Here is a 21,590-nt window from a genome sequence, read left to right on the forward strand (position 1 = left end):
GCCAGGGCCAGGGCGAGGGCGGCGACGCCGGCGACCAGGGGGAGGCGGCGGCGTGCGGGCGCGGGATGGGACATGCGGAGTGCTCCTTCGACGGCATCGACGGCCGGGCGCGCCCACGGGGCGCGCCGGACAGACGCTGGGGCTACGGTACCGGACGGGCCTGGACGCGGCGCCGTCGTCGGGCGGGGGCGGGGGCGGGGGCGGACGACGACGGCGGCCGGTGCGGCGTCCGGGGGCGTCGATAGACTCGGCCGCGACCCACCCGCCCTGACGAGGAGAAGAGGCATCGCATGTCCGAGTCCCTGATCGGCAAGAACCTGATGGAGCCGCCGGCCACGCGCCTGCCGGAGGAGCCCGAGGTGCTCGCGCGCCTCGAGGCCGGCGACCTGCCGGAGGACGTGGTGCCCGTGGCGCCCGAGTCCTCGCTGGTCTGGGCGCTCATGGCGGAGGACGCCTGGTCCGAGGGCCGCACCGTGGACTCCTACGCGTACGCGCGCGTCGGCTACCATCGCGGCCTCGACGCCCTGCGCAAGGCCGGCTGGCGCGGCGCCGGGCCCGTGCCGTACGACCACGAGCCCAACCGCGGCTTCCTGCGCGCCCTCTACAGCCTGGGCCGTGCCGCCGCCGGGATCGGGGAGTCCGAGGAGGTCGAGCGCATCCGCACCTTCCTGGAGGACTCGGACCCCACGGCCGCGGAGAAGATCGAGGCCGCCCAGGGCCGCTCCGGGAGCTGAGCGGGGCCGTGGCCAAGCTCTACTTCCGGTACGGGGCCATGAACTCCGGCAAGTCCACCGGGCTGCTGCAGGCCGCGTTCAACTACGAGGAGCGCGGGCAGCGGGTCCTGCTGGCCAAGCCGGAGGTGGACGTCAAGGGCGAGGACGAGGTGGTCTCCCGCCTCGGCGTCACCCGGGCGGTGGACTTCCTGGTGCCCGCCGGGGCGGACGTGCGGGAGCTGTTCCGCCGCCACGCCTCCGGGGACGACCCGGACGCCCTCGTGGACCACGTGGACGCCCCGCCGGTGGCCTGCCTGCTCGTGGACGAGGCCCAGTTCCTCGAGCCGGCGCAGGTGGACGACCTGCTGCGCATCGCCGTGCTCGACGGCGTGCCCGTGATCGCCTACGGCCTGCGCACCGACTTCCGCACCCGCTGCTTCCCGGGCTCCGCCCGCCTGCTCGAGCTGGCCCACTCCCTCGAGGAGCTCAAGACCATCTGCCGGTGCGGGCGCAAGGCTGTGTTCAACACCCGCAAGGTCGTGGACCCGGCCACGGGCGCCGAGCACTTCGTGTTCGAGGGGGACCAGGTGGCCATCGACGGCGTCGAGGTCACCTACGAGAGCCTCTGCGGCTCCTGCTACCTCGCCGAGTCCGGCGGCCGGCTGGGCTGATCCCCGACGACGACGGCGCGGCCGGCGGACGACGCCCCGCCGCCTGCTCCCAGGGAACTGGCAGGCCGCGCTCCGGCGTCGTTCATGTCCGGCTCCTACGCTGAAAGCACCTCATCAAGGTGCGAGTGATGACAGGCGAAGGGCCCCGGTGAACCCGGGGCCCTTCGTCTGTCTGCGGCCGGTGCCGCGGCGCCTCACGGATGCGTGCCCGCTCAGAAGCGGCCGGCCGCCTCGTCGTGCACGGCCTGGTCGGCCTCGGTGCCGCGGGCGGCGTGCGCGTCGAGCACCTTCTGGGCGCGCTCCCTGCGCAGCAGTCGGCGGGGGTCCTGGTGGGCGGGGCGCTGGGCCGGGCCGAGGAAGAACAGGGCGATGTACTGCAGGCGCCAGATGAGGCGGTAGCCGATGCTGAGGCCGGTGGTGTCCTTCACGGGGGTCCTCTCGGAGGGTGGCGGGGGCGTCCTCCTGCCAGGCTAGCCGCCGCGGCGGAGTCCCGAGGCCAGGGGTCCGCACCGTCTCGCGCCGCCCCGCCCGGCTTCTTGAACACCGTTCACTGAACACTGTTAGAGTCCATCCGGTCAGACCCGCCAGGGGCCCGCGCCCCGCCCACCGGAGAGGCCCTCCCATGACCGCAGCCCAGGACGCCGCCGTCGTCGCACCCGCCCTCGACCCCGAGGAGCTCGTGGACCGCATCGAGGCCGGACACCGGCTCACCGCCGCCGAGGCCGTCGCCGTGCTCGACGCCCCGGACGCCGAGACCTTCCGGCTCGTCGCCGCGGCCTCCCGCCTGCGTGAGCGCCACTTCGGGCGCACGGTGAAGGTCAACTACCTCGTGAGTCTCAAGACCGGCCTGTGCCCCGAGGACTGCACCTACTGCTCCCAGCGGCTCGGCACCGAGGCCCAGATCCTCAAGTACACGTGGCTCAAGCCGGACGAGGCCGTGCGCCAGGCGGGCCTGGGCATCGCCGGCGGCGCCTCGCGCGTGTGCATGGTGGCCTCCGGCACCGGCCCCACGGACCGGGACGTGGACCGCGTGACCGAGATGATCGGCCGGCTCAAGGACGAGCACCCCCAGGTCGAGGTGTGCGCCTGCCTCGGCAAGCTCAAGGACGGCCAGGCCGAGCGCCTCAAGGCCGCCGGCGTGGACGCCTACAACCACAACCTCAACACCGCCGAGTCCCACTACGAGTCCATCTGCACCTCCCACACCTACGCCGACCGCGTGGACACGATGGAGCGCGCCACCGCCGCCGGCCTGTCCTCCTGCTCCGGCCTCATCGCGGGCATGGGGGAGACCCACGCGCAGCTCGCGGAGGCCGTCCTCGCCCTGCGCGAGCTCGACTCCGACTCCATCCCCGTCAACTTCCTCATGCCCTTCGACGGCACCCCGCTCGCCGGGCACGTCCAGCTGACCCCGCTCGAGTGCCTGCGCATCCTCGCCGTGGTCCGCCTGGCCTGCCCGGACAAGGAGCTGCGGATCGCCGGCGGGCGCGAGATGCACCTGCGCTCGCTGCAGGCCGTGGGTCTGCAGGTGGCCAACTCGATCTTCCTCGGCGACTACCTCACCTCCGAGGGCCAGGACGCCGAGGCGGACCTGCGCATGATCGCCGACGCCGGCTTCACCGTGCTGGGGGCCGCGACCGCGCCCGCGGACGACGACGGCGCCCCGGACGGCGGCTGCTGCGGCGGGGGTGGGTGCGGAGAGGGCGGCGTCGAGGACGCCTCGACGCGGGGCGGCACGTCGCCCTCGCCGTCACCGGCGCCGCGCCGCCGGGGCGCGGGCACGGCCGAGCCGGCCAACGCCTGAGCCGGCCGACTCCGGAGCCGGCCGCAGGATCGGCTAGCGTGGGGCCGCACGACACCGCCCCGCCCCAGCCGCGCCCCGCGCAGGAGGACCGTCATGACCGAGGAGCAGGACGCCGTGGACGGACGCGCCGGCGTCCCGTCCTGGCGCGTCATCGCCGACCGCATCAGCGCCGAGCACCGCGCCGCGGACGACGGGCCGATCGACGAGGTGGACCCCGCCGACTTCGACCTCGACGAGGACTGCTGCCTCGGCGGCTGCTGCGCGAAGGGCATCGCCTACCTGGACGCCGTCGAGCAGGCCGCCGCCCGCCGGGCCCACCGCACCCGCGCCTGAACCCCCGGACGGACGGACAGGCGGACAGGCGGACAGACGGCACCGCGCCGGCCGCCCCGTCGATCCGGGGCGGCCGGCGCGGTGTCCGGCGGGTGCTCGGTCAGGCCGAGCCGCGCTCGGCGTACTCGGCGAAGTAGTCGATCACGCGGGCCTGGTTCACGATGAGGAACGGGAACTCGCTGACCGCCGTCGTCGGGAGCGTGCTCAGCGAACGGCGCGGATCCGCCGCACCACGCACACCACGATCACCGCGAGACCGGTGAGCGCGCTGACGGCTACGAGGGCGAGGCCTGCCACGGAGCCGACGTCCATCGCGGTGCTCTTGCCGAGCAGGTCCATGAGCACCGGGGTCGTGGCGGCGGAGTCCGGGTGGTCGCCGGCGTCGGGGAAGAGGATCGCGGCCAGCGCGAAGGACCCCCAGGAGACGCCCAGCAGCGTGTGCAGCAGGCGGCCCAGCCGGATGCCGCCCCGCTGCTCGTCCAGCGGGTTCACGCGGGGCAGGAGGAACAGGCTCCCCACCATGAGCATGAGGAAGAGCTCGTGGGGCAGGGCGCCGAAGACCATGTAGATGATCGTCATCCAGCCGTTCGCGCCGAAGTTGGAGCGCAGGGCGAGCGCGATCAAGGGTAGGGCGAGCAGGGCCAGCGCCCACGGCAGCACGGCCCAGGGCCGCCACGTGCCCACGCTCGGACCCTTGCGGGTGGGGGCCGGGGCGGTGAAGTCCGAGTGCTGTGTGTGGGGCGCTGCGGTGCTCATGGAGCCAGCGTAGCCAGAGGGTGGCATCCGTCACGCTGGTAGGATTCGGGGGTACGGCCTCCGTGCGCACTGCAAGGAGGCGTCTTCCATGTATGGGCCCGAACGGGGCGACCCGCGGCCCTGAGGAGAGATGCAGATGCCAGCGATCGCGATCGTCGGAGCCCAGTGGGGCGACGAGGGCAAGGGCAAGGCCACCGACCTGCTGGGCGGGCGGGTGGATTACGTCGTCAAGCCGAACGGCGGCAACAACGCCGGCCATACCGTCGTCGTCAACGGCGAGAAGTTCGAGCTCAAGCTCCTGCCCGCCGGCATCCTCTCGCCCAACGCGACCCCCGTGATCGGCAACGGCGTGGTGGTGAACCTGGAGGCGCTGTTCGAGGAGATCGACGGGCTCGAGTCCCGCGGCCACTCCTGCGCCCACCTGAAGATCTCCGCCAACGCCCACCTGGTGGCGCCGTACCACCAGACCATGGACAAGGTCACCGAGCGGTTCCTCGGCAAGCGCGCCATCGGCACCACCGGCCGCGGCATCGGCCCCACCTACATGGACAAGGTGGCCCGCCTCGGCATCCGCGTGCAGGACATCTTCGACGAGTCCATCCTGCGCCAGAAGATCGAGGGCGCCCTGCGGCAGAAGAACGAGCTGCTGGTCAAGCTCTACAACCGCCGCGCCGTCACCGTGGACGAGGTCGCCGAGTACTTCCTCGGCTATGCCGAGCGCCTGCGCCCCATGGTCGTGGACTCCGTCAACCTGCTCAACGACGCCCTGGACGAGGGCAAGGTCGTGCTCATGGAGGGCGGCCAGGCCACCTACCTGGACGTGGACCACGGCACCTACCCGTTCGTCACCTCCTCCAACCCGACCGCCGGCGGCGCGTCCGTGGGCGCGGGCATCGGTCCCACCCGGTTCTCCCGCACCATCGGCATCGTGAAGGCCTACACCACCCGCGTGGGCGCCGGCCCGTTCCCCACCGAGCTCTTCGACGAGATGGGCGAGCAGCTGCGCACCACCGGCGGCGAGTTCGGCGTGAACACCGGCCGCCCCCGCCGCACCGGCTGGTACGACGCCGTGATGGCCCACTACGCGGCCCGCATCAACGGCTTCACGGACTACTTCCTCACGAAGTTGGACGTGCTGACCGGAATCGAGTCCATCCCGGTGTGCGTGGCGTACGACGTCGACGGCGTCCGGCACGACCGCATGCCCATGACGCAGACCGAGTTCCACCACGCCAAGCCGATCTTCGAGCACTTCGACGGCTGGACCGAGGACATCTCCGGCGCGCGCGAGTTCACCGACCTGCCGCTGAACGCCCAGCGCTACGTGGAGGCCCTCGAGAAGCTCTCGGGCTGCCGGATCTCCGCGATCGGCGTGGGCCCGGGCCGCGACCAGGTGGTCCAGGTCCGCGACCTCATCGACGGCTGACCCGCGCGGGCGACGACGGCGCGAGCCCCAGCGCCCGCCCCCGCCTTCGTGCGGGAGACGGGAGGCTGAGGGGCCGCCGTCGTCGTCCGTTCGTCGCTTTCGTGCGGGAAACGGGAGCCGCCGGCACCTTCGTGCGGGAAATGGGGCTCCCGTTTCCCACACGAAGGTGCCGCCCGTGCCGGGGTGGGCCGGGTCAGTCGGCCAGGCGGCCCGTGGTCGGGAAGCGCTCCCACACGCGGTGCGCGGGCAGCAGCTCCGTCAGCCGGCCGACGACGGCGGCCCCGTCGGCCGCCTCCTCCACGCCCGGGGTGCCGGCGACCTTCACCGCGTCGAGCACCGCGGCGCCCTCGCCCACGGCCAGGATGGCCTTCGCCTGACGCCAGACCTCCTGCACCACCTTGGCGACGCGCGGGTCCACGCCCTCGGGCGCGTCCGCGGCGGCCTTGGCGTCCAGGCCGTGCTGCGCGTCGGCGGCCGGCGGGACCGCGCCGAGCACGACCACGGCATCCAGCTCGATCGACGCCGCGGTCAGGTAGGACCGCTGGGCCACGATCTCCCCGGCCACGGGGCCGCCCTTCGGTGCGATGACCAGCGGGACCATGCCGGCGTCGTCGATGCCCTGCACCGCCGCGGCCAGCACGGCCTCGTCCACCTCCGGGCCCACCACGAGGCCCACCTGACGGCCGTCGAGCGGCCACGTGCCGCCCACCTGGGACAGCGCGGGCGAGGGCTGCACGTCGGCGGGGGTCTCCGCCGGCTCCGACACCTGCAGGCCCAGGCCCTCGGCCACCACCTGCGCCAGGCGCGGGTCGATCGCAGCCAGGTTGCGCAGCTGGCGCACGCGGATCGTCTCCTCGTAGCACTTGCCCAGCTCGAACGTGTACGCCTGCGCCACGTGCTCGCGCTCCACCTCGGAGAGGGAGAGGAAGAACAGGCGCGCCTGCGAGAAGTGGTCGTCGAAGGAGGCGGCGTGCGCGCGCTCCTTCACCGACGCCGGCAGCGGCTCCGGGTGCTCGATGAACGCGTGGTCGTCCGCGGGGGTCTCGTACGGCAGGCCGCCGTCGAGCGAATTGGGCCGGTACGGCGCCACGCCGCGATGCACGGCGCTCTGGTGGAAGCCGTCACGCAGCATGTCGTTGACCGGGGCGTGCGGGCGGTTGATGGGCAGCTGGGTCCAGTTCGGCCCGCCGAGGCGGGTGAGCTGGGTGTCCAGGTAGGAGAAGAGGCGGCCCTGCAGGAGCGGGTCGTTGGTGACGTCGATGCCGGGCACGAGGTTGGCCGGGTTGAAGGCCACCTGCTCCGTCTCCGCGAAGTAGTTCGACGGGTTGGCGTTCAGCGTCATGAGGCCGAGGGGCTGCACGGGGACGAGCTCCTCCGGGACCAGCTTCGTGGGGTCGAGCAGGTCGATCCCCTCGAACATCTGCTCCTCGTTGTCCTCGAACACCTGCACGCCGAGCTCCCACTCGGGGAAGGCACCGGCCTCGATCGCATCGGCGAGGTCACGGCGGTGGTAGTCCGGGTCCGCGCCGTTGGTGATCAGCGCCTCCTCCCACGTCACCGAGTGGACACCGAGCTTGGGCTTCCAGTGGAACTTGACCAGCACGGTGGAGCCGTCCGCCGCGATGAGGCGGTAGGTGTGGACGCCGAAGCCCTCCATCATCCGGAAGGAGCGCGGGATGCCGCGGTCGGACATGTTCCAGATGGTGTGGTGCTGCGCCTCGGTGTGCAGGGAGACGAAGTCCCAGAACGTGTCGTGCGCGGACTGCGCCTGCGGGATCTCCCGGTCCGGGTGCGGTTTCACCGAGTGCACCACGTCCGGGAACTTGATGGCGTCCTGCACGAAGAACACGGGCATGTTGTTGCCCACCAGGTCCCACGTGCCCTCGTCCGTGTAGAACTTGGTGGCGAAGCCGCGGGTGTCGCGGGCCAGATCCATGGAGCCGCGGGAGCCGGCCACGGTGGAGAAGCGGACGAACACCTCCGTCTCCTTGTCCTTGGCGAAGAGCCCGGCCCGGCTGATCTTCGCGGCGGTGCCGTAGCCGCGGAACACGCCGTGGGCACCGGCGCCGCGGGCGTGGACCACGCGCTCGGGGATGCGCTCGTGGTCGAAGTGGCTGAGCTTCTCCCGCAGGTGGTGGTCCTGCAGCAGGGTGGGGCCGCGACGGCCGGCCTTGAGGGAGTGGTCCGAGTCGGGCAGGCGCACGCCGTGGGCGGTGGTCAGGAACGGGCATCCCTGGGCCATGGCGGCCGGGTCTGCGCCGGTCTCCTGGCCGGTGGGGGAGACCGTGGCCGGCCCCTTCTGGTCCGGGGCCGGAACGGCCACGGGCTGGTCCGGATGGGTGAGGGCCGTGTGCTCCTCGAGGTCGGGGGTGATCGGGCCCGGCGTGCCGGGGATGTCGGGCTGCTGGGTGGTCATCGCGTCTGCTCCTGTGGTGTCGACGTGCCGCGCGGTGTCGCGCGGATCCAGTCGGACGACGACGGCGGCCCGCACGGGCCGACGTCGTGCCCACCTTCCAGCGTGGCGGCTGGCCGCGGCGCTGACCAGGGGTGACGGCCACCACCGGGAGGGGCGTGGCTACCCTGGGGGCATGAGGATCAGCGTCGGACAGTTCGGGCCCGTGGGCGACGTCGAGGCGAACCTGGCCGTGATGGCCCGCCTCGCCGCCCGCGCCGCGGGCCAGGGGGCGGACCTCCTGGTGCTGCCCGAGGAGGCCATGCTCGGGGCCCGCGAGGTGGGGGAGGAGTTCCCCGACGCCGTCGCCGCGGCCTGGGAGCCGTTCGCCGCGGGCCTGGCCGCGCTGGCGCGTGAGCACGGGATCGCCGTCGTCGCGGGCGGCTACGAGCCGGGACCGGACCGGCGTCCCTACAACACGCTGCTGGCGGTGGGCGCGGACGGCGCCCGGCTGGGCGCGTACCGCAAGCTCCACCTCTACGACGCGTTCGCGCATCGCGAGTCGGACCGGATCAGCCCCGGCGACGGCGGCGTCGCGGCGATCGAGCTCGGCGGGCTCCGCCTGGGCCTGCTCACCTGCTACGACCTGCGCTTCCCCGAGCTGTCCCGGCGCCTCGCGGTGGAGGGCGCGGACGTGCTCGTGATCCCCGCGGCGTGGTTCTCCGGCGAGCACAAGGTGGAACACTGGCGCACCCTGCTCAAGGCCCGCGCCGTGGAGAACACCGTGTGGGTGGCCGCGGCGGACACGTGCTCGGACGGCACCGTGGGCCACTCGATGATCGTGGACCCGCTGGCGCTGCCCGTCGCCGAGCTCGGCGACGAGCGGGAGGCCGTGGTGACCGCGGAGGTCACCCGCGAGCGGATCGACGAGGTCCGGGAGTTCCTCCCCTCGCTCGCCAACCGCCGCACCGACGTCCTCTGAGCCGCCCCCGCCCGGCGGACGGGTCACCATTACCCCCTCGGGCTGGGAAAAGCCTAAAATCACGTCAGACGTGCAACCAGACGGGCGCCCTGGCGCCCGGAACGCGCCCCGCCCGGGGCGGGACGGGAGATCAGAGATGACCATCAACGCCGACGGCAGCCACGCCGTCCAGCCCCACACCGCGAACGCCCACACCGCCCCGGCCCGCCCCGTGCGCCACGCCGTGGTGGAGCAGGAGGTGCTTGAGCCGCTGCGCCCGGTGGACGGCTGGGGCTTCACCAACCGCGTCATCCTCGTCTCGGTGCTCGTCGTGATCATCGGCGACGTCGTGCGTGTGCTCACCGGCGGCCTGGGTGATCCCAACGGCTCCGTGGCGCTGGGCGAGACCGGCCGCGGCTGGGTCGTGCTGGTGCAGTCGTTCATGTTCGGCCTGGTGGGCGGCGCCCTGGCGGGCGCGGCCGGCTACCTGATCGTGCTGCTGATGGGCGGGGCCGCCCGCTCCGTCGTGCGCTACGTGGTCGGTGGCGTGGTCGGCGGCTTCCTCGGCGCCGTGGGCGTCTTCGCGGTGTTCTCCAACACCGTCCTCTACGGGTCGGGCCTGCACCTGTTCTGGATGCTGCCGGTGGCCGGCCTGCTCGGCGGCCTCTGGGCGGGCGTCGTCTCCTCCCGCCGCTGATCCCCGCAGCCGGCGCCTCGGGCGCCGGGCACAGAGAAAGGCCCCGGGTCCGGCTCTCGCCGGGCCCGGGGCCTTCTCCGTCATCACTCGCACCTTCGATGAGGTGGCTTCAGCCTACGAACTCGCCTTGGGCTTTCCAGGGGAGTCGGCTGGGCGTTCCCTGGGAGTGTCGGTCGCCCCGAGTAAGTGCGCCAGTTCGTCGGTGGCGGCGACGAGGGCCGCCCCGCACCGATCCGCCAGCTCGTCCGTGCAGCGGTAGGCCGGCACGAGCGTGCTGAGCGCACCGACCACCGTGCCCGCCACGCTGATGGGGGCGGACAGCGAGGTGACGTCCTTCTCCACGGAACGGGTGCGCAGCGTGTAGTCCCCTGCGGCCACGCTGCCGCGCAGGGCGTCGCCCACGGCCGTGCCCGCCAGGGGGACGGTGCGTCCGACCCAGTTCGTGTGGCGGACCGAATGCGTGCCCTCCACGATCGCCAGGTAGACGGCGGAGTCCGGAGGGGTCGTCACCGAGAGGTAGACGGATTCCCCCGTGGCGGCCACGACGTTGTCCATCGGCCCGCGGGCCAGCTGCACGAGCGAGTCCCGGGAGAAGGCCCGCGCCCCGAGCTGGATGAGGCGCACGCCGGGGCGGTAGGCGCCGTCGTCGTCGCGGGCCACGAAGCCGGATCCCTCGAGGCTGCGCAGCAGGCGCAGCGCCGTGGACGCCGGCAGCTCCGTGGCGCGGGCGGCCTCGGTCAGGCTCAGCCGAGGCTGCTCGGTGACGGCGGCGAGCAGGTCCAGGGCCCGGTCCACGGTGCGCGTCGAGGCGGTGGGGGTGGTGGTCATGAGAGGGAGCGTAACGGGTGCGGGACGCGCGGATCGGGCTTGCGCGTGAGCCGAGTCACTGTTTCAATGTTCGGAAAGTGCATGCCGAGCCGTGAAATCACCGGGGCCACCCGTCCCGGCGGCGCACGCACCCCGTCGAGAGGAACTGCCATGGCCGAGGGCTTCACCCAGCACGACCCGTCCCGCACCATCCGCGCCCCGCGCGGCACCGAGCTCTCCGCCAAGTCCTGGCAGACCGAGGCCCCGCTGCGGATGCTCATGAACAACCTGGACCCCGAGGTCGCCGAGCGTCCCGAGGACCTCGTCGTCTACGGCGGCACCGGCCGCGCGGCCCGCTCCTGGGAGGCCTACGACGCCATCGTCGCCACCCTCAAGGACCTCGAGGAGGACGAGACCCTCCTGGTGCAGTCCGGCAAGCCGGTGGGCGTGTTCCGCACCAACAAGTGGGCCCCGCGCGTGCTGATCGCCAACTCCAACCTCGTGGGCGACTGGGCCACGTGGCCGGAGTTCCGCAAGCTCGAGGCCGAGGGCCTCATGATGTACGGCCAGATGACCGCCGGCTCTTGGATCTACATCGCCACCCAGGGCATCCTGCAGGGCACCTACGAGACCTTCGCCGCGATCGGCCGCAAGAAGTACGACGGCACCCTCAAGGGCACCCTCACCCTGACCGGCGGCTGCGGCGGCATGGGCGGTGCCCAGCCCCTGGCCGTCACCCTCAACGGGGGCGTCTGCCTGATCGTGGACGTCTCGGAGGACCGCCTGCGCCGCCGCATGGGCAAGCGCTACCTGGACGAGGTGGTGACGGACATCGACAAGGCCGTCGAGCGCGTCATGCAGGCCAAGCGCGACGGCGAGGCCGTCTCCGTGGGCCTCGTGGGCAACGCCGCCGAGGTGTTCCCCGAGCTGCTCGAGCGCCAGAAGGCCGGCACCGTCGAGATCGACATCGTCACCGACCAGACCTCCGCGCACGACCCGCTGTCCTACCTGCCGATCGAGATCGACGAGAAGGACTGGCACGCCGAGGCCGAGGCCGACCCGGACACCTTCACCAAGAAGGCCCAGGAGTCCATGGCCCGCCAGGTCGAGGCCATGGTCGGCTTCCAGGACATCGGCGCCGAGGTGTTCGACTACGGCAACTCCATCCGCGACGAGGCCCGCAAGGCCGGCTACTCCCGCGCGTTCGAGTTCCCGGGCTTCGTCCCGGCCTACATCCGCCCGCTGTTCTGCGAGGGCCTCGGCCCGTTCCGCTGGGCCGCGCTCTCCGGCGACCCGGAGGACATCCGCGTGACCGACGAGGCCCTGAAGGAGCTGTTCCCCGAGAACGAGCACCTGCACCGCTGGCTCGACGGCGCCGCCGAGTTCGTGGAGTTCGAGGGCCTGCCGGCCCGCATCTGCTGGCTGGGCTACGGCGAGCGCCACCAGGCCGGCCTGCTCTTCAACCAGCTCGTGGCCGAGGGCAAGGTCAAGGCGCCGATCGTGATCGGCCGCGACCACCTCGACTCCGGCTCCGTGGCCTCCCCGTACCGCGAGACCGAGTCCATGCTGGACGGCTCCGACGCGATCGCCGACTGGCCGCTGCTGAACGCCCTGACCGCCACCTCCTCCGGCGCCACCTGGGTGTCGGTCCACCACGGCGGCGGCGTCGGCATCGGCCGGTCCATCCACGCCGGCCAGGTGGGCGTTGCCGACGGCACCGAGCTGGCCGCGGCCAAGCTCGAGGCGCTGCTCACCAACGACCCCGGCATGGGCGTCATCCGCCACGTCGACGCCGGCTACTCCCGCGCCGCCGAGGTGGCGAAGGAGCGCGGCGTCCGTGTGCCCATGGAGGCCACGATCCGGGACTGACCCCGGTCACGTCGCCGGACGACGGTGCCGCCGCGCCGTCGCCGTCCGACGACTTCACCGCCGCGAGCCGGACGGGCGCCCGCCCGTCCGGCTCGCGATCGAAAGGACACCACGATGGACTCGTCCCGCCCCGCAGACCACGAGCTGCACACCGACACCACCGCGATGGCCGCGATCGAGGCCGACGCGCCCCGCCCGCCGGCGCGCTGGCGCATGATCGTCTACTCGGCGATCGGCATCGTCATGTTCTTCGTGCCCGTCACGATCAACGGGGCGAGCTCCATCCCCCTGGACCACCTGGTGACCTGGGTGCGCGGGCTGCTCGGCCCGGCCGACCGCTGGGTGGGCCTGGCCATCATCGCCGCCGGCGCCGTGTACCCGTTCGCCTCGGGCCGCTGGCGGACCAGCACCACGCGGACGGTCTTCGCCCTCCTCGCCGTGCTCGGCCTGGTCGCCTCGGCGATGGTCGTGTTCGGCGTGGGCCCGAGCTGGATCCTGGACAAGAGCATCGGCCCGTTCCTGATGGACAAGCTCGTGGTGCCCGTGGGCCTGATCGTCCCCATCGGCGGCGTCTTCCTGGCCCTCGTGATCGGCTACGGCCTCATGGAGTTCGTGGGCGTCTACCTGCGCCCGGCCATGCGGCCGATCTGGCGCGTGCCCGGTCGCGCCGCCGTCGACGCCGTGGCCTCCTTCGTGGGCTCCTACGCCCTGGGTCTGCTGCTGACGAACCGCATGTACACCGGCGGCCGCTACACGGCCCGCGAGGCGGCGATCATCGCCGTCGGCTTCTCCACGGTGTCCGCCACCTTCATGGTGATCGTCGCCAAGACGCTGGGCCTGATGGACATCTGGCTCTGGTACTTCTTCGGCACCCTCGTGGTGACGTTCGTGGTCACGGCCATCACCGTGCGCATCCCGCCGCTGAGCCGCATCCCGGACGAGGTGTACCCCGGCGCGGTGCACTCGCCCGAGCAGGCCGTCACCCGGGACCGCTTCCGCGTGGCCCTGCGCGCCGCCGAGCAGACCCTCGCCGAGGCCCCGTCCCTGCCGAAGAACATCTGGGTCAACTTCCGGGACGGCCTCGTGATGGTGCTCCAGATCCTGCCCTCCATCATGTCCGTGGGCCTGATCGCCCTGGTCCTGGCCACCTACACGCCCGTGTTCGAGTGGATCGGCGTGATCTTCTACCCGCTGTTCTGGGCGCTCGGCTACTCCGACCCCGGCCTGCTGGCCTCGGCCTCCGCCACCTCGATCGCCGAGATGTTCATCCCGGCCACGATGGCGGCCGGTCACGAGGACCTCGTCGCCCGGTTCGTGATCGGCGTCGTCTGCGTCTCCGCGATCATCTTCTTCTCCGCGGTGGTTCCTGCCATCCTGGCCACGGACATCCCCGTGAAGATGTGGCACCTCCTGGTGATCTGGGTCGAGCGCGTGGCGCTCACCATCGTGCTGGCCACGCCGCTGGCCCACCTGGTGGCCGCGCTCACCTGAGGCCCGCCCCACCGCCCCACCCCCGTCCGTCCCGCAGAGAGGCCCCCATGCGCTCCACGCTCATCACCGACATCGCCGAGCTGACCACCGTCGACCCCGAAGGGCGGGTGCTCACGGACGCGGCCGTCGTCGTCGAGGACGAGCGCATCGCCTGGATCGGCCCCGCCGCGGACGCCCCGGACGCGGACGACCGGGTGTCCGTCGAGGGGCGCGCCGTGCTGCCCGGCTGGGTGGACTCCCACACGCACCTCGTGTTCGACGGGGACCGCTCCGCCGAGTTCGAGGCCCGCATGGCGGGCGAGTCCTACGCGGCCGGCGGCATCGGCGTGACCACCGCCGCCACCCGTGCCGCCTCGGACGACCGCCTGGCCGAGCTGGTCCGCGGCCGGGTGGCCGACGCGGTGGCCGGCGGCACCACCTACCTCGAGACCAAGACCGGCTACGGGCTCACCGTGGAGGAGGAGGCGCGCCACGCGCGCCTGCTGGCCGGGCTGCGCGAGGAGGGCCTCGTGGACGAGGTGACCTTCCTCGGCGCCCACCTCGTGCCCCCAGGCCGGGACGCGGAGGACTACCTCGACGACGTCGTCGGACCGATGCTCGAGGCCGTGCGCGAGCACGCGGGCTGGGTGGACGTGTTCTGCGACACCGGCGCCTTCGACGCCGAGCAGACCCGCCGCGTGCTCGCGGCGGGCGTGGCGGCGGGACTGGGCGTGCGCCTGCACGGCAACCAGATCGAGCAGGGCCCGGGCGTGGGCGTGGCCGTGGAGTTCGGCGCCGCCTCCGTGGACCACGTCAACCACCTCTCCGACGCGGACGTCGAGGCCCTGGCCGGCACCTGGACCGGCTGGGACCGCGCCTCGGCCACCGGCACGCCCGGCACCGTGGCCGGCTGCCTGCCCGCGTGCGACCTGTCCACCCGCGCCCCGCTGGCGCCCGCGCGTCGCCTGCTCGACGCCGGCATCGAGGTCTCCCTGGCCTCGAACTGCAACCCGGGCACCAGCTACACCACGTCCATGAACTTCAACGTGGGCACCGCGGTGCTGCAGATGCACCTGACCCTCGCCGAGGCCGTGCGCGCCGCCACCCTCGGTGGGGCCCTCGGCCTGCGGACGCAGGACCGGGTCGGCAGCCTCGAGGTCGGCAAGCGCGCCGACCTGCACGTGCTCGACGCCCCCGCCGCCATCCACCTGGCCTACCGCCCCGGCATGCCGCTGACCCACGCGGTCTGGCGTGCCGGCCGCCGGGCCGTCTGATCGACCGACAGCAAGGAGAACGCATCACCATGACCACCCCTCCCGTCACCGTCACGCTCGGCACGTCCGGGGCCACCCTGGACGACGTCGTCGCCGTGGCCCGCCACGACGCCCGCGTGGTGCTCGCCGACGACGTGCTCGAGACCGTCGGCGCGGTGCGCCGCCACGTCGAGGCGCTGGCCGAGGCCGAGACGCCCACCTACGGCGTGTCCACCGGCTTCGGCGCGCTCGCGGACAAGCACATCCCGCTCGAATCCCGCGCGCAGCTGCAGAAGTCGCTGATCCGCTCCCACGCCGCCGGCATGGGCCCCGTGGTGGAGCGCGAGGTCGTCCGCGCGCTGATGTTCCTGCGCGCCACCACGCTGGCCTCCGGCCGCACGGGCGTGCGCCCCGTGGTGGTCGAGACCTTCGTGGCCATGCTCAACGCGGGCATCACCCCCGCCGTGCGCGAGTTCGGCTCCCTGGGCTGCTCCGGCGACCTCGCCCCGCTCTCCCACGTGGCCCTGGCGCTGATGGGCGAGGGCGACGTCGTCGGGGAGGACGGCGCGCTGCGTCCGGCCGGCGAGGCGCTCGCCGAGGCCGGGATCGAGCCGGTCGAGCTGCGGGAGAAGGAGGGCCTGGCCCTCGTCAACGGCACCGAGGGCATGCTCGGCATGCTGATCATGGCCCTAGCGGACCTCGACGACCTCGCCGACACCGTGGACCTCACCGCCGCCATGTCCGTGGAGGCACTGCTCGGCACCGACCGCGTGTTCGTGCCGGAGCTGCACCTGCCGCTGCGCCCCCACCCGGGCCAGGCGACCTCCGCCGACCGGATGCTGAAGATCCTGGCGGGCTCGCCGATCGTGGCCAGCCACAAGGAGGGCGACTCCCGCGTGCAGGACGCCTACTCGCTGCGCTGCGCCCCGCAGGTGGCCGGCGGCCTGCGCGACACCCTCGCGTACGTGCGCACCGTGGCCGAGCGCGAGCTCGCCGCCACCGTGGACAACCCGGTGGTGCTCGACGACGGCCGGGTGAGCTCGAACGGCAACTTCCACGGGGCGCCCGTGGCGTACGTGCTGGACTTCCTGGCCATCCCGGTGGCCGACGTCGCCAGCATGTCCGAGCGCCGCACCGACCGCATGCTGGACCCGGCCCGCTCGCACGGGCTGCCCGCGTTCCTCGTGGACGACCCGGGCGTGGACTCCGGCATGATGATCGCCCAGTACACGCAGGCCGGGCTCGTCTCGGACATGAAGCGCCTGGCCGTGCCCGCGTCCGTGGACTCCATCCCGTCCTCCGCGATGCAGGAGGACCACGTCTCCATGGGCTGGCACGCCGCCCGCAAGCTGCGCTCGGCCGTGGAGAACTTCCGCCGCGTGCTCGCCGTCGAGCTCGTGGCCGCCGCCCGCGCGATCGAGCTGCGCGCCCCGCTGCAGCCCTCCGCCGCGACCGGCGCCGCCGTCCGCGTGATCCGTGAGGCCGGTGTCCCCGGCCCCGGCCCGGACCAGTACATGGCCCCGCAGCTGGCCGCCGCCGAGCAGGCCCTGCGCGACGGGTCCGTGCTGGCCGCCGTGGCGGAGACGCTCGCGGGCGTGTCCGCCGACGCCGAGCCGCAGGACCTGGCCGAGGAATCTGAGGGCGCCGAGGCCGAGGGGCACTGACGCCGCCGAGTGCTCAGACGCCATAGAGTGGTCACGACATGCCGCGTGCGCCTGCACGAGACGGCGTGTCGTGACCACTCCGTGTGTGGGCGGCCCTCCCGGCTCAGGCCGGTCGGTCCCGGCTCAGGCCGCCAGGTCCACGTCTTTCGTCTCCTTCATGACCAGGCCGGTCAACCCGGTGAGGCCGCCGATCACCATGAGGTAGATCGGGAACGCGCTGGTCCAGCCCTGCGCCGTCAGCCACGTGATCAGGTACGGCGCTGTGCCGCCGAAGATCGCGGTGGCCAGCGAGAGCATGGTGGCCACGCCCTTGGCGCGCACCGCCGTGGGCAGCGCCTCATCCGAGACCACTGGCTCCTGGTCGGGGGCGGACGTGGCCTGCAGGTCCCCGCGATCTCCGTGGACGACCAGCTGGAGAGGCTGGAGGTGCGGCGGTCGCTCGAGGCGCTGGCCGTGGGACTGGCCTGCTCGCGGGCGGACGAGGAGCAGCTGGCCGCCGTCGCGGCCCACGTCCGGCACCTGCGCACGGTGGAGGACCTGGCGGCGTACGTCGCGGCCGTCGGGCGCTCGCACGAACTCCTGCGCACGATCGCGAACAACCGCTATCTCGCCGATTCCCTGGTCCCGCTCCAGGGGCTCTCCCGGCGGTTCTGGCTCGCCACCACGCAGGGCCTGCCCGACGAGGTCGAACGCGGCCGGGCGTTCTACGTCCCGGCGCTGGAGGCGGTGACCCGGAGGGACTCGGCAGGAGCCCGGGCCGGGGTGCTGGCCCTGCACGACTTCCTGGCGCGCTCAGCGCTGGACTACGCCGCCCGACGCGCGGCCCACGGCAGCGCCGAGCCCCCGGCCCCGTGGGCGGCGGGACGCTGAGGCGCGCGGCCCCCCGCGCCTGAATGGACCCCCGGCCCGCTTCAGGCCAGCAGCGACGCGTCCGTCCGGTGACGGCTGACGATGGTGTGGATCAGCCGGGCCGCGGCCTTCGCCGTGCGGCCGTCCACGTCCAGGGCGGGGTTGAGCTCCACGACGTCGGCCAGGGCCAGCTTCCCGGACTGGGTGGCCTCCAGCGTGCACGCGTGGATCACCTCGTACGGCACGCCGAAGCCGGCCGGTGCGCTCACCCCCGGGGCGACGGCGGCCGGCAGCACATCCAGGTCGATCGTCAGGTAGAGCACGTCCACGGCGGTGATGAAGCCGCGCACGAACCGGCGGACGTTCGTGACGTCCGCGGTCTGCGACTGCTCGTCCGTGAGCCACGTGACCCCGTGCTCGCGGGCCGTGTCGAACAGGACACGGGTGTTGTTGGCCTCGCTGATGCCCACCACCGCGTAGGAGAGCTGATGCTCCGCCCCCTCCGCGTCGCGCAGCGCCTGCAGGAACGGGGTGCCGGAGCTGGGCCGCGGCGCCTCACGCAGGTCGAAGTGCGCGTCCAGGTTGAGGATGCCCACGCGTGTGCCCGCACCCACGCGCGTGGACCCGGTCAGGCCCGTGATCGAGGCGTAGGCGGTCTCGTGCCCGCCGCCGAGCACCACGGCCAGGTCGTGGGCGTTCAGCAGCCCGCTGACCACCGTGCCCAGCTCGGCCTGGCCGGCCTCGAGCTCGCCCGGGGCGTCGTCGTCGCCGCGGTCCACGGACACGTCGCCAGCGTCCACGAGCGCGCCCGTGCCCTCGAGGTACGCGAGGGAGGCGAGCGCACCGCGCAGCGCCTCCGGGCCGTCCTCGGCGCCCACGCGGCCGTGGTTGCGGCGCACGCCCTCGTCCGAGGCGAAGCCGATCAGCGCCGTGGAGCGCTGCGCCGGTGACGCGGCTCCCGACGACGCACCCCCGGCTCCGGGGCCGCGCGTCGTCGTCGTGGGCTCACCGCGGCCGTCGGCGGGGCGGACGACCTGGTGCCAGCGCAGGTGTTCGGGGGCGTCGCCGTCGGTGCGGCCGGCCCAGGCGGAGGAGAGGGAGGGGGAGGGGAGCTCGGAGGTCATGGGCCCATCCCACGCCATCGACGGACGAGTGCGCAACGAAGACCGGACGACGCTCGACACGGGGCGTCGCCCGCCTAGCGGTCCAGTTCCTGGCGCCGCGAGCTGATCACGCCGGTGACGAAGCCGGCGAGGTTGAGCCCGCCGTGGAAGCGGGCGTGCTCGATCTTCACACAGCGGTCCATCACGATCTCCAGGCCCGCGGCCTCGGCCTGACGCGCGGCGTCCTCGTTCCAGATGCCCAGCTGCAGCCACACGGTCCGGGCGCCCACGCGGGCGGCGTCCGCCACCACCTCGGGGGCGTCGGAGGACTTGCGGAACACCTCCACGAGGTCCGGGGTGACGGGCAGGTCGTCCAGCGAGGCGTACACGCGGTGGCCGAGGATCTCCTGGCCTGCCGCGGCGAGCACGGGATTCACGAAGTAGACGTCGTACGTGGTCGAGCTCAGCAGGTACGTGGCCACGAAGTAGGACGCACGGGCCGGCTTGTCCGAGGCGCCCACGATCGCGATCGAGCGGGTGCGCCGCAGGATCGCCAGGCGCTCGGGGGCGCTGGGACCGGTCCAGGTGCGCTCGGGATGGGTGGCGCTCATGGCTCAGGCCTCCTGCTCTGCGGGGACGACGGCGCCGTCGCGGGTGCGGCCGGTGGCCTCGGTCAGGGCCTGGTCCAGGTCCCAGAGGATGTCCTCGAGGTCCTCGATGCCCACCGAGATGCGGATCAGGTCCGCCGGGATGCCCGCAGCCACGAGCTGCTCGGCGGTGAGCTGCTGATGGGTCGTCGTGGCGGGGTGCAGCACCAGCGTCTTCGCGTCGCCGATGTTGGCCAGGTGGGAGGCCAGCTGCAGCGCGGAGATGAAGCGCGACGCCGTCGCGCGCCCGGCCTCCGGACCGGAGGCGCCGTCGTCGGTGTCCGTGGCCGCCGGGGCCACGCCGAAGCTGAACACCGAGCCGACGCCCCGGGGCAGCAGCTGCTGCGCGCGGGCGTGGTGCGGGTGGTCGGGCAGGCCGGCGTAGCGGACCCAGGAGACGCGCGGGTCCTCGTCCAGCCAGGTGGCGACGGCGCGGGCGTTGGCGAGGTGGGCGTCCATGCGCGGGGCCAGCGTCTCGACGCCGAGCAGCAGCTGGAACGCCGACTGCGGGGCCAGCGACGGGCCGAAGTCGCGCAGCTGCTCCGAGCGGAGCTTGGTGAGGAAGCCGTACTCGCCGAAGTTGCCCCACCAGGAGACGCCGCCGTACGAGGGCACGGGCTCGGTCATGGACGGGAACTTGCCGTTGTCCCACGGGAAGCGGCCGGACTCCACCACGACGCCACCGAGTGTGGTGCCCTGCCCGCCGAGGAACTTCGTGGCCGAATGGATGACGATGTCCGCGCCGTGCTCAATCGGCCGGATCAGGTAGGGCGGGGTGAGGGTCGCATCCACGACGAGCGGCACGCCGTGCCGGTGGGCGACGTCGGCCAGGCCCGGCAGGTCCACGACGTCACCGGAGGGGTTGGCGACGATCTCCGTGTAGACCGCCTTGGTGTTGGGCTGGAGGGCGGCCTCGAAGTCCGCGGCCTCGGCGGAGTCCACGAACGTGGTCTCGACGCCGAACCGGCGCAGGGAGACGTCCAGCTGGGTGATCGTGCCGCCGTAGAGCTTCGAAGACGCCACGATGTGGTCGCCGGCCCCGGCGAGGGCTGCGAAGGTGACGAACTCGGCGGCCATGCCGGACGCCGTCGCGACGGCCCCGATCCCGCCCTCGAGCGTGGCGACCCGCTCCTCGAACGCGGCGACCGTGGGGTTGCCGATCCGCGAGTAGATGTTGCCGTACTTCTGCAGCGCGAAGAGGTTCGCGGCGTCCTCGGCGGACTCGAACACGAACGAGCTGGTCTGGTGGATCGGCACGGCGCGGGAGCCGTGGACGGCGTCCGGGACGGCGCCGGCGTGTAGCGCCTGGGTGCGGAAGCCGAACTCGTGGTCAGCCACGGGGGTCCTTTCGGTGGAGACTTCGGGACAGTCCGACCCATTGTCCCGGGCGAGGTGCGCCGGGGGCAGGGTGGGCACGTCGCGGAGCGTCACGCGAGGCCGGCCGCACCCCGGAGGCACGAACGCCCCGGCCCCGGAGGTCCGGGGGCGGGGCGTGGGTGCGTGAGGGTCAGGCCTGTGCGGGGCCGCGCCGGCCCGCCCAGGCCCCGAGGACCAGGGCGACGACGAGCACGCCGACGCCCGCGAGGCGCACGCCCCAGCCGCCGTCGGCGGACTGGATGCTGTAGACGACGGCGGCCACGAACGTGACCACGGCGGCGATGCCGGAGCTCACGGGCACGGACTGCTCGCCGCGGGGGCGGGCGGAGGTGAACGTCCAGGCGAGGACGAAGGCGCTGACCGCGACGACGGCCAGGAGGGCGAGAAGGAGCGCGTTCATCGGCGGAGCTCCATCACGATCTCGGCGCACGAGCCGAAGCCGAGCAGCGTCCAGACGTTGCCCCCGAGGAACCCGGAGATGCGGGCGGCGTCCTGCTTCTGCTGGGCGGTCATCCGGAACGAGGGGATGGCCTTGGCCCAGGACGCGCCGTTGGCCTTCCGCTTCAGCTCATTGGCTTGGTACTGGACCGTCTTCACGGCAGCATTGTAGGCGCCGCCGAGCCGGTCCACGGCTCGCCGGACGGTCGCAGACCGCTGGGCGACCGAGACGATGCTCTTGGTGACCTTGGCCAGCTTCACGGGCGTGAAGGTGATCGCGAGCTCCGCCGCGCACCGCGCGCCCCGTGCGTCGTGTGCGCTGCGATTCGGGTGAGTTGTCGGAGGTGGATCGGGCTTCCA

The 21,590-nt window shown here is 73.1% G+C and carries 23 protein-coding genes; 12 read left to right on the plus strand and 11 right to left on the minus strand.

Going from position 1 to position 21,590, the window contains the following annotated elements; translation table 11 throughout:
• Positions 1-290: 290 nt before the first annotated feature.
• On the plus strand, positions 291-734 hold the full coding sequence (locus tag NWP10_RS02850; protein WP_258299832.1) for a DUF3151 domain-containing protein: 444 nt from the start codon (positions 291-293) through the stop codon (positions 732-734).
• A gap of 8 nt (positions 735-742) precedes the next feature.
• Positions 743-1,384, plus strand: a complete 642-nt coding sequence (locus NWP10_RS02855; protein ID WP_258299833.1) for a thymidine kinase — start codon at positions 743-745, stop codon at positions 1,382-1,384.
• A 212-nt stretch (positions 1,385-1,596) separates the two neighbouring features.
• On the opposite strand, the gene NWP10_RS02860 is transcribed toward NWP10_RS02855, so the two are convergent.
• Positions 1,597-1,812, minus strand: coding sequence for a hypothetical protein (locus tag NWP10_RS02860; protein ID WP_258299834.1), 216 nt, complete (start codon positions 1,810-1,812; stop codon positions 1,597-1,599).
• Between the two features lie 194 nt (positions 1,813-2,006).
• On the opposite strand from NWP10_RS02860, the gene bioB reads away from it, so the two are divergent.
• Together bioB and NWP10_RS02870 are read left to right on the plus strand one after the other, a co-directional pair.
• Positions 2,007-3,188, plus strand: a complete 1,182-nt coding sequence (gene bioB / locus NWP10_RS02865; RefSeq protein WP_258299835.1) for a biotin synthase BioB — start codon at positions 2,007-2,009, stop codon at positions 3,186-3,188.
• 93 nt (positions 3,189-3,281) lie between these two features.
• Positions 3,282-3,521 carry a hypothetical protein gene (locus NWP10_RS02870; protein WP_017488423.1) on the plus strand — a complete coding sequence of 80 codons (240 nt, stop codon included), beginning with the start codon at positions 3,282-3,284 and terminating at the stop codon, positions 3,519-3,521.
• 100 nt (positions 3,522-3,621) lie between these two features.
• Here the strand turns inward: NWP10_RS02870 and NWP10_RS02875 are convergent, their stop codons facing one another.
• Together NWP10_RS02875 and NWP10_RS02880 are read right to left on the minus strand one after the other, a co-directional pair.
• Positions 3,622-3,759, minus strand: coding sequence for a hypothetical protein (locus NWP10_RS02875; protein ID WP_187326218.1), 138 nt, complete (start codon positions 3,757-3,759; stop codon positions 3,622-3,624).
• Entirely contained in the window at positions 3,726-4,277 is a 552-nt protein-coding gene (locus NWP10_RS02880; RefSeq protein ID WP_258299836.1) for a hypothetical protein, read from the minus strand. Before NWP10_RS02880 ends, NWP10_RS02875 begins: the two co-directional genes overlap by 34 nt.
• Positions 4,278-4,413: 136 nt before the next feature.
• Between NWP10_RS02880 and NWP10_RS02885 the strand changes: the two genes are divergently transcribed.
• Positions 4,414-5,703 (plus strand): adenylosuccinate synthase, encoded by a 1,290-nt coding sequence (locus NWP10_RS02885; RefSeq protein ID WP_026106854.1) that lies wholly within the window; start codon positions 4,414-4,416, stop codon positions 5,701-5,703.
• Between the two features lie 193 nt (positions 5,704-5,896).
• Here the strand turns inward: NWP10_RS02885 and NWP10_RS02890 are convergent, their stop codons facing one another.
• Complete coding sequence (locus NWP10_RS02890) at positions 5,897-8,119, minus strand: catalase (protein WP_258299837.1); 2,223 nt, start codon at positions 8,117-8,119, stop codon at positions 5,897-5,899.
• 172 nt (positions 8,120-8,291) lie between these two features.
• Here NWP10_RS02890 and NWP10_RS02895 point away from each other — a divergent pair, with 172 nt between their 5' ends.
• Together NWP10_RS02895 and NWP10_RS02900 are read left to right on the plus strand one after the other, a co-directional pair.
• Positions 8,292-9,077, plus strand: coding sequence for a carbon-nitrogen hydrolase family protein (locus NWP10_RS02895; RefSeq protein WP_258299838.1), 786 nt, complete (start codon positions 8,292-8,294; stop codon positions 9,075-9,077).
• Positions 9,078-9,213: 136 nt separating this feature from the next.
• Positions 9,214-9,753, plus strand: a complete 540-nt coding sequence (locus tag NWP10_RS02900; RefSeq protein ID WP_258299839.1) for a hypothetical protein — start codon at positions 9,214-9,216, stop codon at positions 9,751-9,753.
• A 114-nt stretch (positions 9,754-9,867) separates the two neighbouring features.
• Here the strand turns inward: NWP10_RS02900 and NWP10_RS02905 are convergent, their stop codons facing one another.
• Positions 9,868-10,581, minus strand: a complete 714-nt coding sequence (locus NWP10_RS02905; RefSeq protein WP_258299840.1) for an IclR family transcriptional regulator — start codon at positions 10,579-10,581, stop codon at positions 9,868-9,870.
• Between the two features lie 150 nt (positions 10,582-10,731).
• On the opposite strand from NWP10_RS02905, the gene hutU reads away from it, so the two are divergent.
• The 4 genes from hutU to hutH all read left to right on the plus strand — a co-directional run bounded on the left by hutU (position 10,732) and on the right by hutH (position 16,816).
• Positions 10,732-12,429, plus strand: a complete 1,698-nt coding sequence (gene hutU, locus NWP10_RS02910; RefSeq protein ID WP_258299841.1) for a urocanate hydratase — start codon at positions 10,732-10,734, stop codon at positions 12,427-12,429.
• Positions 12,430-12,543: 114 nt separating this feature from the next.
• Complete coding sequence (locus tag NWP10_RS02915; RefSeq protein WP_258299842.1) at positions 12,544-13,920, plus strand: YjiH family protein; 1,377 nt, start codon at positions 12,544-12,546, stop codon at positions 13,918-13,920.
• A gap of 47 nt (positions 13,921-13,967) precedes the next feature.
• Positions 13,968-15,173 (plus strand): imidazolonepropionase, encoded by a 1,206-nt coding sequence (gene hutI / locus NWP10_RS02920; RefSeq protein ID WP_258299843.1) that lies wholly within the window; start codon positions 13,968-13,970, stop codon positions 15,171-15,173.
• 29 nt (positions 15,174-15,202) lie between these two features.
• The gene (hutH, locus tag NWP10_RS02925) at positions 15,203-16,816 is read left to right on the plus strand and encodes a histidine ammonia-lyase (protein WP_258299844.1); all 1,614 of its coding nucleotides are present in this window, start codon (positions 15,203-15,205) and stop codon (positions 16,814-16,816) included.
• A 123-nt stretch (positions 16,817-16,939) separates the two neighbouring features.
• On the opposite strand, the gene NWP10_RS02930 is transcribed toward hutH, so the two are convergent.
• Positions 16,940-17,167 carry a hypothetical protein gene (locus tag NWP10_RS02930; protein ID WP_017488435.1) on the minus strand — a complete coding sequence of 76 codons (228 nt, stop codon included), beginning with the start codon at positions 17,165-17,167 and terminating at the stop codon, positions 16,940-16,942.
• 48 nt (positions 17,168-17,215) lie between these two features.
• Here NWP10_RS02930 and NWP10_RS02935 point away from each other — a divergent pair, with 48 nt between their 5' ends.
• Positions 17,216-17,686, plus strand: a complete 471-nt coding sequence (locus NWP10_RS02935) for an FCD domain-containing protein (RefSeq protein WP_258299845.1) — start codon at positions 17,216-17,218, stop codon at positions 17,684-17,686.
• A gap of 41 nt (positions 17,687-17,727) precedes the next feature.
• Here the strand turns inward: NWP10_RS02935 and hutG are convergent, their stop codons facing one another.
• The 5 genes from hutG to NWP10_RS02960 all read right to left on the minus strand — a co-directional run bounded on the left by hutG (position 17,728) and on the right by NWP10_RS02960 (position 21,491).
• Complete coding sequence (hutG, locus tag NWP10_RS02940; protein WP_017488437.1) at positions 17,728-18,789, minus strand: formimidoylglutamase; 1,062 nt, start codon at positions 18,787-18,789, stop codon at positions 17,728-17,730.
• A gap of 74 nt (positions 18,790-18,863) precedes the next feature.
• A complete protein-coding gene (locus NWP10_RS02945; RefSeq protein WP_017488438.1) occupies positions 18,864-19,379 on the minus strand; it encodes a CoA-binding protein in 516 nt (171 codons plus the stop codon).
• 3 nt (positions 19,380-19,382) lie between these two features.
• Positions 19,383-20,753: an O-acetylhomoserine aminocarboxypropyltransferase/cysteine synthase family protein gene (locus NWP10_RS02950; RefSeq protein WP_017488439.1), complete on the minus strand. Its 1,371-nt coding sequence runs from the start codon at positions 20,751-20,753 to the stop codon at positions 19,383-19,385.
• 169 nt (positions 20,754-20,922) lie between these two features.
• The gene (locus NWP10_RS02955) at positions 20,923-21,192 is read right to left on the minus strand and encodes a hypothetical protein (protein WP_017488440.1); all 270 of its coding nucleotides are present in this window, start codon (positions 21,190-21,192) and stop codon (positions 20,923-20,925) included.
• Positions 21,189-21,491, minus strand: a complete 303-nt coding sequence (locus NWP10_RS02960) for a hypothetical protein (protein ID WP_017488441.1) — start codon at positions 21,489-21,491, stop codon at positions 21,189-21,191. The genes NWP10_RS02955 and NWP10_RS02960 overlap by 4 nt, the downstream gene beginning before the upstream one ends.
• Positions 21,492-21,590: the final 99 nt, after the last annotated feature.

The organism is Micrococcus sp. HG099 (assembly GCF_024723355.1).
In the GTDB taxonomy this organism is placed as follows: domain Bacteria; phylum Actinomycetota; class Actinomycetes; order Actinomycetales; family Micrococcaceae; genus Micrococcus; species Micrococcus endophyticus.